This is a genomic window from Streptomyces solicamelliae, from assembly GCF_045348655.1.
GTDB classification, from domain to species: Bacteria; Actinomycetota; Actinomycetes; order Streptomycetales; family Streptomycetaceae; genus Streptomyces; species Streptomyces solicamelliae.
In genome coordinates, this window is record NZ_CP160404.1 from 2,035,699 (window position 1) to 2,052,341 (window position 16,643).

Here is a 16,643-nt window from a genome sequence, read left to right on the forward strand (position 1 = left end):
GCGAAAGTCGCTGCCTGGTTCGTGGGCAGTCGTTCCGCCGTGGGGGTCCCCCCTGGACGAAGTCCCTGGGGGAGGAACGGGTGGGCACAACCCACCCACCGGGCCGCACCCGGCGGACAAGCCCGGGCGTCACCGGCGGACTCCGGCCCCTTGCCGGGCGATGGCCTCGCGATACAGCTCGGCCGTCCCTTGGGCGGCCCGCGCCCAGGTGAACCGCTCAAGCACCCGCGCACGCCCGGCCGCACCGAGCCGGGCGCGCAACGCCGAGTCGCCCAACATCCGCCCGAGGCCGGCGGCCAGCGCCCCCGCATCGCCGGGCGGCACGGCGAGGCAGGTCTCGCCGTCCGGGCCGGCGACCTCCGGAATCGCCCCACCGGTCGTCGCCACGAGCGGCGTCCCCGTCGCCATCGCCTCCGCGGCCGGCAGCGAGAACCCCTCGTACAGCGACGGCACACACGCGACCTGCGCCGACCGCACGAGGTCGACGAGCTCCGCGTCGGAGATGCCCTTCACGAACCGCACCGCGTCCGCCAGCCCGTACCGCTCGATCGCCTGGGCCACCGGCCCGTCCTCGGCGCGCTTGCCGACCACGACGAGATGCGCGTCCTGGTACTCGGTCCGCAGCTTCGCGAGCGCCTCGACGAGATGGACGAGCCCCTTGAGCGGGACGTCCGCGCTGGACGTCGTGACGATCCGCCCGGGAACCTCCGCGACCGACGCGTCCGGCGACCACAGATCGGTGTCCGCACCGATGTGCACCACGCGGATCCGCTCCGGTCGCACCCCGAGGTGCTCGACGATCTCCTGCTCGGAGGAGCCGGAGACGGTGAGCACGGACGGCAGCCGCCGCGCGACCCGCTTCTGCATCCGCGTGAACGCGTACCAGCGCCGCACGGACGCCCGCCGCTTCCACCCGTCCGCGGCGTCCAGCTCGAGCTGCCGGTCGACGGTGATCGGGTGGTGGATCGTGGTCACGAGCGGCGCGCCGATCGCGGCCGGTCCGCCCAGCAGCCCGTACCCGAGTGTCTGGTTGTCGTGCACGACGTCGAAGGAGCCGCGGCGCGCGGCCAGCATCCGCCGCGCCCGCAGCGAGAAGGTGAGCGGCTCGGGGAAGCCGCCGGTCCACATGGTCGCGACCTCGAGCGCGTCGACCCAGTCCCGGTACTCGTCGCGCTTCGGCGTGCGGAACGGGTCGGGCTGCCGGTACAGGTCGAGGCTGGCCAGCTCGGTCAGGCTCAGTCCGGCGAGGTCCTCGCCCTCGTCGAGCACCGGGTACGGCTGGGAGCCGATGACCTCGACGCTGTGGCCGAGCCGGGCGAGCTCGCGGGAGAGGTGCCGGACGTAGACGCCCTGGCCTCCGCAGAAGGGGTTCCCCTTGTACGTGAGGAGAGCGATCCGCAACGGACGGTCACCATCAACGGCACCCGGGAGGGGGCCTGCCTCTACGGCCTCGGCGGTCACTGGCGGCCCCCTGTTCGGCTTGCGTTTCGCGGGAGCGTAACCGCTCGCGCTAATCTAGAACAAGTTACAGACTTGATCGTTCTTGATCGTTCAAGGAGCATCGAATCTACCGGCAGGTAGCTCCCCTGTGAGAGCCGGAGCAGGTGATTCGCGCCACGGCGCGAGCGCCGCCATACTGGCGCGAACCTACGCCACGGAACGGGACCCATGACCGCGGAAGACAGACCTGCGTCGCCTCCCCTGACGGAACGCCAGGAGGCCCGCCGCCGCCGCATCCTCCATGCCAGCGCCCAGCTGGCGAGCCGGGGCGGTTTCGACGCCGTACAGATGCGTGAGGTCGCCGAGGCGGCCGGGGTGGCGCTCGGCACGCTGTACCGCTACTTCCCTTCCAAGATCCATCTGCTGGTCGCGACGATGCAGGACCAGCTGGAGGGTCTGCACACCACGCTGCGCAAGCGGCCCCCGGCCGGCGACGACGCGGCCCGGCGGGTCGCCGAGACCCTGATGCGCGCCTTCCGCGCCCTGCAGCGCGAGCCCCACCTGGCGGACGCGATGGTCAGGGCCCTGACGTTCGCGGACCGCAGCGTGAGCCCCGAGGTGGACACGGTCTCGCGGCAGACGACCGCGATCATCCTGGACGCGATGGGCCTGGAGAACCCGACGCCGCAGCAGCTGTCGGCGGTCCGCGTGATCGAGCACACCTGGCACTCGGCCCTGATCACCTGGCTCTCCGGCCGGGCGTCGATCGCCCAGGTGAAGATAGACATCGAGACGGTCTGCCGCCTCATCGACCTGACGGCCCGGGAGCCGGAGCCCCGCGGCTGAGGAGGCCGCAGGGCCGCTACCGGCCTCCGTGCTCAGTCCTCCGGAGGGAAGACCTGCACCGGTTCCCCGCCGCCCAGCAGCGTGATGGCGATCGCCTCGACCGGGCAGCCCTCCGCCGCCGCGAGGACCTTCTCGTCCGCGTCGGACTCGGCCGCCTGCGGGTGGGACTGGCGGGCGGCGTCGAGACGGAAGCCGTCGGGGGCGTGGTTGACGCACATGGCCGAGCCGATGCAGACCCGCCGGTCGACCTCCACGTGCCAGCGGTCCCCCATCACGCGCCCTCCGGCCCTTCGTACCCGGCGGGCAGGTGGATCATCTTGTGCTCCAGGTACTCGCCGAGGCCCTCGGGGCCGAACTCGCGGCCCAGGCCGGAGTTCTTGTAGCCGCCGAAGGGGCCGAGCATGTCGAGGCTGAAGGTGTTCACGTTGAACGTGCCGGTGCGGACCCCGCGGGCGAAGTCGACGCCGCGCTCGACGTCCCCGGTCCACACGCTGCCGCTCAGGCCGTAGTCGGAGTCGTTCGCGATGCGCCGGGCCTCGGCCTCGTCCCGGTACGGCAGGAGACAGATGACCGGGCCGAAGATCTCCTCGCGGGCGACGCGCATGGAGTTGTCGACGCCGCCGAGGAGGGTGGGCTCGACGTACCAGCCGCGGTCGAGCCCGGCGGGCCGGCCGCCACCGGCGAGCACCTTCGCACCCTCCTCCTGCCCGATGCGGATGTAGTCGAGCGACCGCTGCTGCTGGCGCCGCGCGACCAGCGGTCCGACCTGTGTGGCCGGGTCGAGCGGATCGCCGACGACCAGCGCGCCGGCCGCCGCCGCGAACGCGTCGGCGAACTCGTCGTACCGGCCCTGCGGGACGAGGATGCGGGTCTGGGCCACGCACGCCTGACCGTTGTTCATCCAGGCCGCCGGGACGATGCCGGCGACGGCGGTCGCCGCGTCGGCGTCCGGCAGCACGACCGCGGCGGACTTGCCGCCGAGTTCGAGGGTGACGCGGGTGAGGTTGCGCGAGGCGACCTCCATGACGCGCTTGCCGGCGGCGACGGAGCCGGTGAAGGAGACCTTGTCGACGCCGGGGTGCCCGACGAGGTACTCGCTGACCTCCCGGTCGGCGGGCAGGATCGAGAGCACGCCCTCCGGCAGCCCGGCCTCGGCCGCGATGTCGGCGAGGATGTACGAGTCGAGCGGCGACTCCGGCGACGGCTTGAGGACCACCGTGCAGCCCGCGAGCAGCGCCGGTCCGAGCTTGGCGGCGGCGGTGAACTGCGGCACGTTCCACGGCACCACGGCCGCGACCACGCCGACCGGCTCGCGCCGTACCAGGAGCGGCCCGAGGACACCGGAGCGCCGCGACTCGTACGGGAACTCACGCGCCACGGTGATCGCCGCGTCCCAGACCATCATCGCGCCGAGGGCCTGGGCGAGGACGCTCCAGGAGTAGGGGGAGCCGTTCTGGGCGGAGACGGACCGGGCGATCTCCTCGTGCCGCACGGCGACGGCGTCCTTGATCCGGCCGACGACCTCGATCCGCTCCTCCAGCGTCATCCGCGGCCAGGGCCCCTCGTCGAACGCCCGGCGCGCGGCGGCGACGGCCCGGTCGACGTCCGCCTCGGAGGCGTGCGGCACCCGCCCGATGACCTGCTCGGTGTGGGGCGAGACCACGTCGATGACGCCGGCGCCGAGGGGGTCGGTCAACTCCCCGCCGATGAACAGCTTTCCGTGCTCCACAAGCTCGGTCATGGCCGATTGCCTCCCGTGAACCCGCCCGGTTCTGACGCTGTTTCAGAACTGATATCAGTTCTAGTTATGAGGGGCAATGCCCGGGAAGGAGGTACCGGTTCGGCCCCTCCGGCCCCGCGTTCAGTGCTCCGCGGCGTCGGCGACGATGTTCCGGAGCCGGGCGCGGCACTCCGCGACGAAGGCCGGGAAGGTGTCCCGGTAGTACGAGATGCCGCTCGCCGCCACCGCGACCGCCCAGGCCCGCGCGCGGGTCCAGGTCGCCTCGTCGAGGTCGAGGGCGTCTCGGTAGGCGTGGCGGGCGGCGGCGGGCAGGTCCCAGACGGTGGCGTGCTCGGCGTCGGGGTGGCCGACCGACAGCCCGCCGAAGTCGATGAGCGCGTGCAGCCTGCCGTCCCGGACCAGCAGGTTGGTCGGCTTGAGGTCGCCGTGCAGCCAGCCGTGCGGCCCGGCGGGCTCGGGCAGCTCGAGCCCGGCGCGCCACATGTCCGCGAGGGCGTCGACGTCGAACTCGTCGCCCACGAGCGCCCGGCAGTCGTCGATGGCCGGGGCGACCCACCGGTCGCACGGGGCCAGGGCCCCCGCCCCGGTACCAGTCGAGGCCACTCCCTTCCGAGCGCTCCGCGCCCATCAGGTCGGCGCGGTGCAGGTCCCGTACGGCCGCGGCGAGATCGGCCCCGAAGGCCGCCCAGTCCCGGACCGTGTCCGGGCCGGCCTCGGCGCCGTCGATCCAGCGGTAGACCGACCACGGGGCGGGGAACTCCGCGGTCGGCGTCCCCGCGTGCACGGGCTCGGGCACGGTCACGCGCAGCAGGGGCGCGAGGCGCGGCAGCCACTCCCGCTCCTTGCGCAGAGAGCGCCCGTTGTCAGGGGTCCGCGGCAGCCGGACGAGCAGCTCGTCGCCGAGTCGGTACATGGTGTTGTCGGTCCCGGCCCCGGCCGGGGACAGCGGCAACTCGGACCACTCGGGCCGCTGTTGCGTGAGGAGGGAGCGGACGAGGGTCGCGTCGGCGGGGATCTCGTTCTCGTGAAGCGTCACGCGGGGAGTCTGGCGTCGGCGGGCGGGGGCGGCCACCGAGTTTCGGCCGGGGAAACGTGAGGAACCACACCCTGACGATCCGTCAGCTTGGCTCGTTATAGTGGCCCGACGGCTCGACGGGCGGGTCCCGTCGGGGACTCGGGGACTCGGTAGGTCAGGGAGTCAGGGAGAGACGAGGGCGCTCATGGCGACGACGGTCGGTCCGCAGGTGACCGAACACGGCGGCGGGGTCTGGGGAATCCGGGTGCCGATCCCGGACAACCCCCTCGGGCACACGCTCGTGCACGTCCTCGACACCGATCGCGGGCCGGTGCTCATCGACACCGGCTGGGACGACCCCGCCTCCTGGGACGAGCTGAGCGGCGGGCTCGCGGCGCTCGGCACGTCCGTCGCGGACGTGCACGGCGTCGTCATCACCCACCACCACCCCGACCACCACGGCCTGTCCGAGCGCGTCCGCGAGGAGTCGGGCGCGTGGATCGCGATGCACGCGGCGGACGCGGCGGTCGTCCGGCGCACCCGGGAGGCGGAGCCCGGCACCTGGCTGGACTACCTCGCGCACAAGCTCTCCGCCGTCGGCGCGCCCGACGAGCACACCGCGCCGCTCCGGGCCGCCCGCGCGTCCGGGCGGCTGCGGACACTGCCCGGGCTCTCCTCCGCGCTCCCCGACCGCGAGATCGTCCCCGGCGAACTCCTCGACCTCGCCGGCCGCCGCCTGCGCGGCATCTGGACCCCCGGGCACACGCCCGGCCATGTCTGCCTGCACCTGGAGGAGGAGCACCCGGCGCAACTCCCGGGACACGGCCGCCTGTTCTCGGGCGACCACCTGCTGCCGGGGATCACGCCGCACATCGGCCTGTACGAGGACCCCGACGACGCCACAGTCACCGATCCCCTCGGGGACTATCTCGACTCGCTGGAGCGGATCGGCCGGCTGGGCGTCGCGGAGGTGCTCCCCGCCCACCAGCACGCCTTCACCGACGCCGGCGGACGGGTGCGGGAACTGCTCGACCACCACGAGGAGCGGCTGACCGGACTGCTGGGGCTGCTGGCGACACCGTTGACACCCTGGCAGCTGGCCGTGCGGATGGAATGGAACCGGCCCTGGGAGCAGATCCCGTACGGCTCCCGGAACATCGCGGTCAGCGAGGCCGAGGCGCACCTGCGCCGCCTGGTGAAACTCGGCCGCGCGGAGGCGGTGCCGGGGACGGAGCCGGTGGCGTACCGGGCGGTGTGAGGCCGGGCCTCGACGGTTCAGGCCTTGACGATGCGGATCGCGGACGCGGTGGTGACGACCGGGACGACGCCGACGCCGAGGAGCAGCACGGGGACGGTGAGCCAGGTGAGGACGGGTTCGCCGGCGGTCCTGCCGTGGTCGATGCCCTGGTACACGGCCCAGAACCAGATCACGTGCAGCACGAGCGCGGCGCAGAGCCCGATCCAGTACACCCCGACCGCCGCCGACCACAGCCGCGTCCGCACCACGGACGCGGTCGACAGCCGTCCGCGGTACCACTGGAGCCAGGCCAGCGCCGCGACGAGCAGCAGCGTCGCCGGGAGCCGCCACGATTCGCCGAGGGCCCAGCGGTACAGCCCGCCCTTCTGGTCGACCGGGTCCGGCCAGTGCTCGGCCCAGTCCATGAGCTGCACCCCGCCGAGGAGATAGGCGAGCATCGGCACGAGGAACCACAGCCCGTGCAGCGGCTGCCCCATACCGGAGCGGAGGGCACGGACGGCGTCCTCGGAGCTGCCGGACGCGCCGCGGCCCGGGTCGTCCCCGGTCAACGCCTGCCGCACCTCGCACCCCGTCCCAGGATCGTCCGCCGCCCTCGTGTCCGGACAGGCAGTCAGCATGGCACAGCGGCGGCGCCCCGGCACGGGCGCGCCAGGGGCCGGTGTGAGGCCGCTCGCACCCCCGCTGCGGGCGGAGTACCTGCCGGTAGAGTGTGCGAGTCGTCCTCATGCCCGAACGGGGGGAAGCCGGTGCAAGTCCGGCACTGACCCTTCCCCAAGCTCTCGACTTCGCTCGAGCAGGGGAGACCCCGATCCGTGAGCCGCCCCAGGGGCGGCGAGTCGGAATGCCCCGTCCGGGACGTGACCGCCGGCACCGTCGAGGAGTACGGAGCCGAGCCTGGTGCCCGAAACGTGCCGGCGCCCGGCCCCCCGCAGGGAGAGGCCCCCGCCCGCATGACCACCGTCCGCCGCGCCGCCGCGGCGCTCGCCGCCACCGCCGTGCTCTGCACCGCGGGCGCCGGGCTCGCCGCCCCCGTCGCGGCCGCCGCGCCCTCGCCCGCTCCGTCCCCGGCCCTCCCGAAGGGCCTGTACGGCACGGGCGACCCCACGTACGACGGTGTCTGGCGGCAGTCGCTCGCCTTCATCGCCCAGCACTCGGTCGGCATCGAGCCCGCCCGCCCTGCCGTCGACTGGCTGATGGCCCAGCAGTGCGACAGCGGCGCGTTCGCCTCGTACCGCCCGGACCCGTCGAAGACCTGCGACCCGAAGACGCTCCTGGACACCAACGCGACCGCCGTCGCGCTCCAGGCCCTGGCCGGCACCGAGCGGCAGCCGGCGGTCAAGGGCAAGCCGAGCGACCCGGTGACCGTCGCGTTCAAGTCGGCCGTGAACTGGCTGAAGGGCGTGCAGAACGCGGACGGCGGCTGGGGCTACAGCCCCGGCAGCCCGAGCGACGCCAACTCCACCTCGATCGTCGTCGGCGCGTTCGCCGCGGTCGGCGAGAAGCCGGGCGACGTGACGTCGAAGACCGGCAAGACCCCGTACGACGCGCTGCTCGGCTTCGCGATCCCGTGCGCCGACACGTCCGGCCCGGGCGCGTTCGCGTACCAGCCGGACAAGACCGGCAAGCTGTACGCGAACGCCGACGCGACGGCCGCCGCCGCGCTCGCCGGTCTCGGCAAGGGCATCCTCGCGGGCAACGTGAAGCCGCAGCAGAACCCGAGCTGCGAGGACAAGACCCCGCAGACCGTGGACCGGGCCGCGCTGAACGGCGCCTCGTACCTGGCGGCCGCGCTCGCCAAGACCGGTCACCTCAACGCCCCGCCGATGCCCGGCGCGGCGGACACGACGCCGCAGCCGGACTTCGGCAACACCGCGGACGCGGTCGTCGCGCTTGGCGCGTCCGGCCACACCAAGGAGGCGGCGGGCGCCCTGGCCTGGCTGGAGCAGAACGCCCCGGCCTGGGCAAAGACCAGCGGCCCGGCCGCGTACGCGCAGCTCATCTTCGCCGCGAAGGCGATGGGCGCGGACCCGCACAAGTTCGGCCACACGGACCTGGTCGAGGCGCTGAACGCGACCGGCCCGGCGCCGCAGGGCCCGGAGACGACCGGGAACCACGCGGAGGACGAGAGCTCGTTCAACGTGTGGTGGATCATCGGCATCGGCACGGTCGTCGGCGTCGGGATCGGCTTCCTGCTGAGCGGTCGCAAGAAGTGAGGCGCGGTTACGCCAGCGGTGTGGTGGCCGCACTGCTCCTGACCCTGTTCTGCGCCGCCTCGCCCGCTCAGGCGGCCGGTTACCGCTACTGGTCGTTCTGGGAGAGCGCCGCGGGCGCGTGGACGTACGCCACGCAGGGCCCGGCGACCGCGCGCCCCGCGGACGGCGCGGTCAACGGCTTCCGCTTCGCGGTCAGCGCCGACTCGTCGGACTCGGCGAAGCCGCGTACGGCCCCCGACTTCGCGAAGATCTGCGCGGACACGCCGGCGAAGGCGGGCACGAAGCGTGTCGCGGTCGTCGTCGACTTCGGCACGCCCGAGCACGCCCCGGCGGGCGAGACCCCGCCGCAGCAGCGCGCGGCCTGCGCGCAGATCGGCACGGACGGCACGAGCGCGGAGGCGCTGGCGGCGGTGGCGAAGCCGCTGCGGTACAACAGCGAGGCGCTGCTGTGCGGGATCTCGGGGTACCCGGGGACCGGCTGCGGCGAGCAGGTGGACGTGTCGAAGGAGGGCGCGGCGGAGGCGAAGCCGAAGCCTGACTCGGCTTCGGATTCGGCTTCTGCTTCCGCTTCCGAGGGGTCGGGCGGCGGGCCGTCGCTGGGGCTCGTCGCGGGCGTGGCGGCGGTCGTGGCCCTGGGCGCGGCGGGCTGGTGGCAGACGAGCCGCCGGCGCCGGCGCGACGGCTGACCGCGCTCCCCTCGTGCGCTCCCTGACCGCCCCCGAGGCGACCCGCTCCAACGCCCTGCACGCCGGGGCGTGGTGGCTGTGGGCGCTGGGTCTGGCGACGGCCGCCTCGCGCACGACGAACCCGCTGCTGCTCGGACTGATCGTCGGAGTGGCCGGCTACGTGGTGGCGGCGCGGCGCACGGACGCACCGTGGGCGCGGTCGTACGGGGCGTTCGTGAAGCTGGCGTTGTTCGTGGTGGCGGTACGGACGCTGTTCACGCTGGTCCTGGGCAGCTCCGTGCCGGGCACGACGACACTTCTGACCCTCCCCGAACTCCCCCTCCCCGAGTGGGCGCAGGGGGTTCGGCTGGGGGGACGGGTGACGGTCGAGGAATTGGTCTTCTCCCTCTACGAGGGCGCGAAGCTGGCGGCACTGCTGATCTGCGTGGGCGCGGCGAACGCGCTGGCGAACCCGGCGCGGCTGCTGAAGTCGCTGCCGGGGGCGCTGTACGAGGCGGGGGTCGCGGTGGTGGTGGCGATGACGTTCGCGCCGAACATGGTGGCGGACGTGGCGCGGCTGCGGACGGCGCGACGGCTGCGGGGCCGGCCGACGGGGGGCGTGCGGGCGGTGCTGCAGATCGGGCTGCCGGTGCTCGAGGGCGCGCTGGAGCGGTCGATCGCGGTGGCGGCGTCGATGGACGCGCGGGGGTACGGCCGTACGGCGCGGGTGCCGGACGGGGTCCGGCGGACGACGAACGTGCTGACGCTGGGCGGGCTGCTCGGGGTGTGCGCGGGGACGTACGGCCTGCTGGCGGCACAGGGCGCGGGCTACGGGCTGCCGCTGCTCGGCGTGGGCCTCGCGGCGGCGGTCGCGGGCCTGCGGCTGGGCGGCCGGCGCGCGGCGCGCACCCGGTACCGGCCGGACCGGTGGGGGGTGCGGGCGTGGCTGGTCGCGGGGTCGGGCGTGGCGGTGGCCGTGGCGATGATCGCGGCGAACGGCTCGGCGTACGAGGCGCTGCACCCCGGGGTCGTTCCGCTGGTGGCACCGGAGCTGCCGGTGTGGCCGGCGGCGGCGGTGCTGATGGGCTTGGCACCGGCATGGCTGGCGCCGGTCCCGAAGGAGAACACATGATCAACTTCGAGAACGTGTCGGTGAGGTACGAGGCGGCACCGGCTCCGACCCTGACGGCTCTGAACCTGACGATCCCGGAGGGCGAACTGGTCCTCCTGGTGGGCGAGTCGGGCACCGGCAAATCGACCCTGCTGGGCACGGTCTCGGGCCTGGTCCCCCACTTCACCGGCGGCACGCTGACGGGCCGGGTGACGGTGGCGGGCCGGGACACCCGCACGCACAAGCCGCGGGAGCTGGCGGACGTGGTGGGCACGGTGGGCCAGGACCCGCGGGCGCACTTCGTCACGGACACGGTCGAGGACGAGCTGGCGTACGGCATGGAGAGCCTGGGCCTGGCGCCTGCGGTGATGCGTCGCAGGGTGGAGGAGACCCTGGACCTGCTGGGCCTCGCGGACCTCCGCAACCGCCCGATCGCCACCCTCTCGGGCGGCCAGCAGCAGCGGGTGGCGATCGGCTCGGTCCTGACGACGCACCCGAAGGTCCTGGTCCTGGACGAACCGACGTCCGCGCTGGACCCTGCGGCGGCGGAGGAGGTCCTCGCGGTCCTGCAGCGCCTGGTGCACGACCTGGGCACGACGGTCCTGATGGCCGAGCACCGCCTGGAACGCGTGATCCAGTACGCGGACCAGGTCCTCCTCCTGACGGGCGGAGCCGAACCCGCCCGCCTGGGCCCCCCGGAAGAGATCATGACGATCTCCCCCGTCCACCCCCCGGTCGTAGCCCTCTCCCACCTGGCCGACTGGCACCCGCTCCCCTTGACCGTCCGCAACGCCCGCCGCCGAGCGGGGCAGCTCCGGGAGAGGCTGGCAAGCCGGACGGCCCCTGCGGGGCGTCTCCCCCACCCCGCCCCTTCCCGAACCGGGGCTCCGCCCCGGACCGCGACCGCGGCGCCGCCGCAGCAGCCCGCAGGCGCGGGCGTGGCCGGCGGGCCGCAGGCCACGCCCGCGCACGTGGGCACGCACGTGCCCGAGGTCACGGGCGCAGCCCGTACCCCCGCCGCCCCCAGCCCCCGGCAGGGTTTCGGGAGGGGGTGGGGTGGGGGACTTCTCGCGTTCCGGCGGCGGCGACCGCGGCCGACCGAATCCGCCACGCCCCACGCCGCGCTCGTCGACGTCCGGCGGCTCGACGTCCGCCGTGGCCGCGTCGAGGCGCTGCGGCGCGTCGACCTGGCCGTGCGGGCCGGTGAGACCGTCGCGCTCATGGGGCGCAACGGCGCCGGCAAGTCGACCCTGCTCGGGAGCCTCGTCGGCATGGTCGTGCCGACCTCCGGCGAGGTCGTCGTCGCAGGTCACACCCCCCACCGCAGTGACCCCCGCGAGCTGATCCGCCACGTGGGCCTCGTCCCCCAGGACCCCCGCGACCTCCTCTACGCGGACACCGTCGAAGCCGAGTGCGCCGCCGCCGACTCCGACGCGGCCGCCGCCCCCGGTACCTGCCGCGCCCTCGTCACCGCCCTGCTCCCCGGCGTCGCCGACGACATCCACCCCCGCGACCTGTCCGAGGGCCAGCGCCTCGCCCTCGCGCTCGCCGTCGTCCTGACCGCCCGGCCCCCACTCCTGCTCCTCGACGAGCCGACCCGCGGTCTCGACTACGCCGCCAAGGCCCGCCTGGTCGAGGTCCTGCGCGGCCTCGCCGCCGACGGCCACGCCATCGTGCTCGCCACGCACGACGTGGAGCTCGCCGCCGAGCTCGCCCACCGCGTGGTGATCCTCGCCGGGGGCGAGGTCGTCGCCGACGGCCCGACCGCCGAGGTCGTGGTCTCCTCCCCCGCCTTCGCCCCGCAGGTCGCCAAGATCCTCGCCCCGGAGCCCTGGCTCACCGTGGCCCAGGTCAGGGAGGCACTGGAAGGGTGAGCACGACCGGTAACCCTCTGCGGCTCGGCCCCCGCGCCTCCGCCGCCATCGGCCTGATCTCCGTCCTCGGCCTCATGGCCTTCGGCTGGCCCCTCCTCGCCGACGCCGACTCCGCCGTCACCGATCACGCCGCCGACGCCCCGTGGCTCTTCGCCGCCCTGCTCCCGCTCCTCGTCGCCGTCGTCATCGCGACGGTCTCCGAGTCCGGCATGGACGCCAAGGCCGTCGCCATGCTGGGCGTACTCGCCGCGGTGGGCGCCGCGCTGCGCCCCCTGGGCGCGGGCACGGCCGGCCTGGAGCCGATGTTCTTCCTCATGGTGCTCAGCGGCCGCGTCCTCGGCCCCGGCTTCGGCTTCGTCCTCGGCTCGGTCACGATGTTCGCGTCCGCCCTGCTCACCGGCGGTGTCGGTCCCTGGATGCCGTTCCAGATGCTCTCCATGGCCTGGTTCGCCATGGGCGCGGGCCTCCTGCCCCGCTCCCGCACGCCCGGCCGCGCCCGCACCGAGCTCCCCCTCCTCGCCGCCTACGGCTTCCTCGCCTCGTTCGCGTACGGCGCGGTCATGAACCTCCAGGGCTGGCCCATCGTGACCGGCCTGGGCTCGGGCGCGTCCTTCGAGCCCGGTGCCCCGGTCCACGAGAACCTGCTGCGCTTCGCGGTCTACTACGTGACGACCTCCCTCGGCTGGGACCTCGGCCGCGCCACCCTCACCGCCGTCCTCACCCTCACGGTCGGCGGACCCCTCCTGAAGGCCCTCCGCCGGGCCACCCGACGCGCGAACTTCGAGGCCCAGGTCACATTCGAGGCCCCCGAACCCTCCCCGCACGGTGAGGCGCCCCACAGGACCCAGGTCACATTCGACCCGGAGTAGTAGGCCGCGGCCCCCTTCGACAGACCCCGCCCAGACCGCGCCAGACCCCGACATCACCGGCCCAGCCACCCTCATTACCGACATTTCGGCACGCCTCCCCCACCCCCCACCTCCGAACCCGCCTCGTACACGGGGGTCGTTGCCAGCCCTTCCCGACCCTGCTTCTCTGGAGTCGTCGCCGGGCAGCAGCGCACTCCAGCGCAGCGCCTCGGACAGGCCACTTCCTCCAGTTCCCGGAGCTCCGGGCTCTGGTTCCGGCTTGCCTGAAACGCCTGGCGACAGCCCTTGTCCCCGACGTTAGGTCGCGCTTTGTTCCGCTCCATCGCCACCCGTGCCGCTTCCCGCAAGAAGACCCTCGCCGTCTCCGCAGCCGTGCTGCTGAGCGCCTCGGGTGCGGTCCTCGGTACGACGGCCTCGGCTTCCGCCGCTCCCACCGACGCGAAGGCGATCGCCAAGCAGATCGTCCCGGCCGCTCAGTTCGCGTCCTTCAGCAAGATCGTGGAGCACGAGTCGGGTTGGAACCCCAAGGCCACCAACGCCTCCAGCGGCGCGTACGGCCTGGTCCAGGCCCTGCCGGCCAACAAGATGGCCTCGGCGGGCTCCGACTGGAAGACGAACCCGGCCACCCAGATCAAGTGGGGCCTGAACTACATGAACGAGCGCTACGGCTCCCCGAACGGCGCCTGGGCGTTCTGGCAGGCCAACGGCTGGTACTAAGAGCCCCGGCTCCCGGCCCCACGACGCGACCGCAAGGCCCCGCCTCCTTTCGAAGGAGGCGGGGCCTGCGGCGTACCCGGTCCCGGCCCCTACAGCCGCTGGATGATGGTGCCCGTCGCCAGCGCCCCGCCCGCGCACATCGTGATCAGCGCGAATTCCTTGTCCCGCCGCTCCAGCTCGTGCAGCGCCGTCGTGATCAGCCGCGCCCCGGTCGCGCCGACCGGGTGCCCCAGCGCGATCGCACCGCCGTTGACGTTGACCTTCTCCAGGCCGTCCAGGTCCGCGGCGAACTCCTGCGCCCAGCTCAGCACCACCGAGGCGAACGCCTCGTTGATCTCCACCAGGTCGATGTCCCGCAGTGACATCCCCGCCTTGCCCAGCACCGCCCGCGTCGCGTCGATCGGGCCGTCCAGGTGGTAGTGCGGGTCCGCGCCGACCAGCGCCTGGGCGACGATCCGGGCGCGCGGCCTCAGTTTCAGCGCGCGGGCCATCCGCTTGGAGGCCCACAGGATCGCGGACGCGCCGTCGGAGATCTGCGAGGAGTTGCCCGCCGTGTGCACCGCGGTCGGCATGACCGGCTTCAGGCCCGCCAGCGCCTCCATCGAGGTGTCCCGCAGCCCCTCGTCCCGGTCGACGAGCCGCCACATGCCCTGCCCGGCGGCCTGCTCCTCCTCCGTGGTCGGGACCTGCACCGCGAAGGTCTCCCGCTTGAAGCGCTCCTCGGACCAGGCGATCGCCGCCCGCTCCTGGGAGAGCAGCCCGAGCGAGTCGACGCGCTCGCGCGTGAGGCCGCGCCGGCGGGCGATGCGCTCGGCGGCCTCGAACTGGTTGGGCAGGTCCACGTTCCACTCGTCGGGGAACGGCTTGCCCGGCCCGTGCTTGGAACCGGAACCCAGCGGCACCCGCGACATCGCCTCGACGCCGCACGAGATACCGACGTCCACCACCCCCGCCGCGATCATGTTCGCGACCATGTGGCTCGCCTGCTGCGAGGAGCCGCACTGGCAGTCGACGGTCGTGGCGGCGGTCTCGTACGGCAGCCCCATCGCGAGCCACGCGTTGCGCGCCGGGTTCATGGACTGCTCACCGGCGTGGGTGACCGTGCCGCCGACGATCTGCTCGACGCAGTCGGGCTGGATGGCGGTGCGGCCGAGGAGTTCACGGTAGGTCTCGCCCAGGAGGTAGGCGGGGTGCAGATTGGCGAGCGCGCCTCCGCGCTTGCCGATGGGGGTGCGTACGGCTTCGACGATGACGGGTTCCGCGGCCATGAGCTCGTCCTCTCCTCGCACTCGCATGCGGTTCCGTGCGCTCCGGCGGGCGTCCCGGCGCCCCACCGAGGAACTAGTACGTGTTCTAGTTCTCCGAGCAGTCTTATGACTGCTACCCCGGGTACGCAAGGGTCGTGCACAACCCTTGCACGGCCCGACGTGCAGCAACGCGCATAGATCCGCACCGGCGCACACCAGTTCGCCTCACCCCGCCCCCGCCTCCCGCAACAGTTCCCGCCGTTGCCCTTGCGACTTGTAGAACTCGTTACTACCTTTCCCGAAACTTCTGACGGGCCATCAGACATGGAGGGTGCCCGCGATGCTCTGCCCCCACCTCCCCGAAGGGTTCGACGCCACCGACCCCGACCTGCTCCAGAGCCGTGTCCCCTTCCCGGAGTTCGCGACCCTGCGGCAGACCGCGCCCGTCTGGTGGTGCCCGCAGCCGCGCGGGATCACCGGCTTCGACGACGAGGGGTACTGGGCCGTCACCCGGCACTCCGACGTCAAGTACGTCTCCACCCACCCCGAGTTGTTCTCCTCCACCGAGAACACCGCGGTCATCCGCTTCAACGAGCACATCAACCGCGACCAGATCGAGGCCCAGCGGCTGATCATGCTCAACATGGACCCGCCCGAGCACACCCGCGTCCGCCAGATCATCCAGCGCGGCTTCACCCCCCGGGCGATCCGCACCCTGGAGGCGACCCTGCGCGAACGCGCCCGCACGATCGTCGCCGAGGCGAAGCGAAACGCGGCGGCCGACGGCTCCTTCGACTTCGTCACCCGGGTCGCCGTGGAACTCCCGCTCCAGGCCATCGCCGAGCTCATCGGCGTCCCCCAGGAGGACCGCTCACGGATCTTCGACTGGTCGAACAAGATGATCGCCTACGACGACCCCGAGTACGCGATCACCGAGGAGATCGGCGCCGAGGCCGCCATGGAGCTCATCGGCTACGCGATGAACATGGCAGCGGCGCGCAAGGAGTGCCCGGCGAAGGACATCGTGACCCAGCTGGTCGCCGCGGAGGGCCAGGGCAACCTCTCCACCGACGAGTTCGGCTTCTTCGTGCTGCTCCTCGCGGTGGCCGGGAACGAGACCACGCGCAACGCCATCAGCCACGGCATGCACGCCTTCCTCACCCACCCCGACCAGTGGGAACTGTTCAAGCGGGACCGGCCGGCCACCGCCGCCGAGGAGATCGTCCGCTGGGCCACGCCCGTGGTCTCCTTCCAGCGCACCGCGACCCAGGACACCGAGCTCGGCGGGCAGAAGATCGGACAAGGGGACCGGGTCGGCCTGTTCTACTCCTCCGCCAACAACGACCCCGAGGTCTTCGAGAACCCCGAGGTCTTCGACATCACCCGCGACCCCAACCCGCACCTCGGGTTCGGCGGCGGCGGACCGCACTTCTGCCTCGGCAAGTCGCTGGCGATCCACGAGATCGAGCTGATCTTCAACGCCCTCGCCGACGAACTGCCGGACCTGGCCCTGGCGGGCGAGCCGCGCCGGCTGCGCGCGGCCTGGCTCAACGGGATCAAGGAGCTCCAGGTCCGCATCCCGACGACTTGATCGATGTCCGATCCGACGGCCTGATCGATTCGGACCGCCCGTGGCCGGAACCGATT

14 protein-coding genes and 1 pseudogene are annotated in these 16,643 nt (G+C 73.2%); 9 read left to right on the forward strand and 6 right to left on the reverse strand.

Annotated elements, in window-relative coordinates; translation table 11 throughout:
* Positions 1–129: 129 nt before the first annotated feature.
* A complete protein-coding gene (locus ABZO31_RS09420) occupies positions 130–1,461 on the reverse strand; it encodes a glycosyltransferase family 4 protein (protein ID WP_406860658.1) in 1,332 nt (443 codons plus the stop codon).
* Positions 1,462–1,668: 207 nt separating this feature from the next.
* Here ABZO31_RS09420 and ABZO31_RS09425 point away from each other — a divergent pair, with 207 nt between their 5' ends.
* A complete protein-coding gene (locus ABZO31_RS09425; RefSeq protein ID WP_406860659.1) occupies positions 1,669–2,286 on the forward strand; it encodes a TetR family transcriptional regulator in 618 nt (205 codons plus the stop codon).
* Between the two features lie 32 nt (positions 2,287–2,318).
* Here the strand turns inward: ABZO31_RS09425 and ABZO31_RS09430 are convergent, their stop codons facing one another.
* From ABZO31_RS09430 to ABZO31_RS09440, 3 genes and pseudogenes are all read right to left on the reverse strand, one after another.
* Positions 2,319–2,558 (reverse strand): ferredoxin, encoded by a 240-nt coding sequence (locus ABZO31_RS09430; protein WP_406860660.1) that lies wholly within the window; start codon positions 2,556–2,558, stop codon positions 2,319–2,321.
* A complete protein-coding gene (locus ABZO31_RS09435; protein ID WP_406860661.1) occupies positions 2,558–4,027 on the reverse strand; it encodes an aldehyde dehydrogenase in 1,470 nt (489 codons plus the stop codon). The genes ABZO31_RS09430 and ABZO31_RS09435 overlap by 1 nt, the downstream gene beginning before the upstream one ends.
* Positions 4,028–4,147: 120 nt before the next feature.
* Positions 4,148–4,940, reverse strand: a pseudogene (locus ABZO31_RS09440) (phosphotransferase).
* A 307-nt stretch (positions 4,941–5,247) separates the two neighbouring features.
* Between ABZO31_RS09440 and ABZO31_RS09445 the strand changes: the two are divergent.
* The gene (locus tag ABZO31_RS09445; protein ID WP_406860662.1) at positions 5,248–6,300 is read left to right on the forward strand and encodes an MBL fold metallo-hydrolase; all 1,053 of its coding nucleotides are present in this window, start codon (positions 5,248–5,250) and stop codon (positions 6,298–6,300) included.
* A gap of 17 nt (positions 6,301–6,317) precedes the next feature.
* On the opposite strand, the gene ABZO31_RS09450 is transcribed toward ABZO31_RS09445, so the two are convergent.
* Positions 6,318–6,848, reverse strand: a complete 531-nt coding sequence (locus ABZO31_RS09450; protein WP_406860663.1) for a hypothetical protein — start codon at positions 6,846–6,848, stop codon at positions 6,318–6,320.
* 402 nt (positions 6,849–7,250) lie between these two features.
* On the opposite strand from ABZO31_RS09450, the gene ABZO31_RS09455 reads away from it, so the two are divergent.
* The 6 genes from ABZO31_RS09455 (at position 7,251) to ABZO31_RS09480 (ending at position 13,749) form a co-directional block, all read left to right on the forward strand.
* Positions 7,251–8,513 (forward strand): prenyltransferase/squalene oxidase repeat-containing protein, encoded by a 1,263-nt coding sequence (locus tag ABZO31_RS09455; RefSeq protein WP_406860664.1) that lies wholly within the window; start codon positions 7,251–7,253, stop codon positions 8,511–8,513.
* Positions 8,510–9,199: an SCO2322 family protein gene (locus tag ABZO31_RS09460; RefSeq protein WP_406860665.1), complete on the forward strand. Its 690-nt coding sequence runs from the start codon at positions 8,510–8,512 to the stop codon at positions 9,197–9,199. Before ABZO31_RS09455 ends, ABZO31_RS09460 begins: the two co-directional genes overlap by 4 nt.
* Before the next feature lie 13 nt (positions 9,200–9,212).
* Positions 9,213–10,310, forward strand: coding sequence for an energy-coupling factor transporter transmembrane protein EcfT (locus ABZO31_RS09465; protein ID WP_406860666.1), 1,098 nt, complete (start codon positions 9,213–9,215; stop codon positions 10,308–10,310).
* Complete coding sequence (locus ABZO31_RS09470; RefSeq protein ID WP_406860667.1) at positions 10,307–12,163, forward strand: ABC transporter ATP-binding protein; 1,857 nt, start codon at positions 10,307–10,309, stop codon at positions 12,161–12,163. Before ABZO31_RS09465 ends, ABZO31_RS09470 begins: the two co-directional genes overlap by 4 nt.
* Entirely contained in the window at positions 12,160–13,032 is an 873-nt protein-coding gene (locus ABZO31_RS09475) for an ECF transporter S component (RefSeq protein WP_406860668.1), read from the forward strand. Before ABZO31_RS09470 ends, ABZO31_RS09475 begins: the two co-directional genes overlap by 4 nt.
* Before the next feature lie 309 nt (positions 13,033–13,341).
* Complete coding sequence (locus tag ABZO31_RS09480; protein ID WP_406860669.1) at positions 13,342–13,749, forward strand: transglycosylase SLT domain-containing protein; 408 nt, start codon at positions 13,342–13,344, stop codon at positions 13,747–13,749.
* A gap of 89 nt (positions 13,750–13,838) precedes the next feature.
* Here the strand turns inward: ABZO31_RS09480 and ABZO31_RS09485 are convergent, their stop codons facing one another.
* A complete protein-coding gene (locus ABZO31_RS09485; RefSeq protein WP_406860670.1) occupies positions 13,839–15,017 on the reverse strand; it encodes a steroid 3-ketoacyl-CoA thiolase in 1,179 nt (392 codons plus the stop codon).
* Positions 15,018–15,336: 319 nt separating this feature from the next.
* Between ABZO31_RS09485 and ABZO31_RS09490 the strand changes: the two genes are divergently transcribed.
* Complete coding sequence (locus ABZO31_RS09490) at positions 15,337–16,587, forward strand: cytochrome P450 (RefSeq protein ID WP_406860671.1); 1,251 nt, start codon at positions 15,337–15,339, stop codon at positions 16,585–16,587.
* The last annotated feature ends 56 nt before the right edge of the window (positions 16,588–16,643 follow it).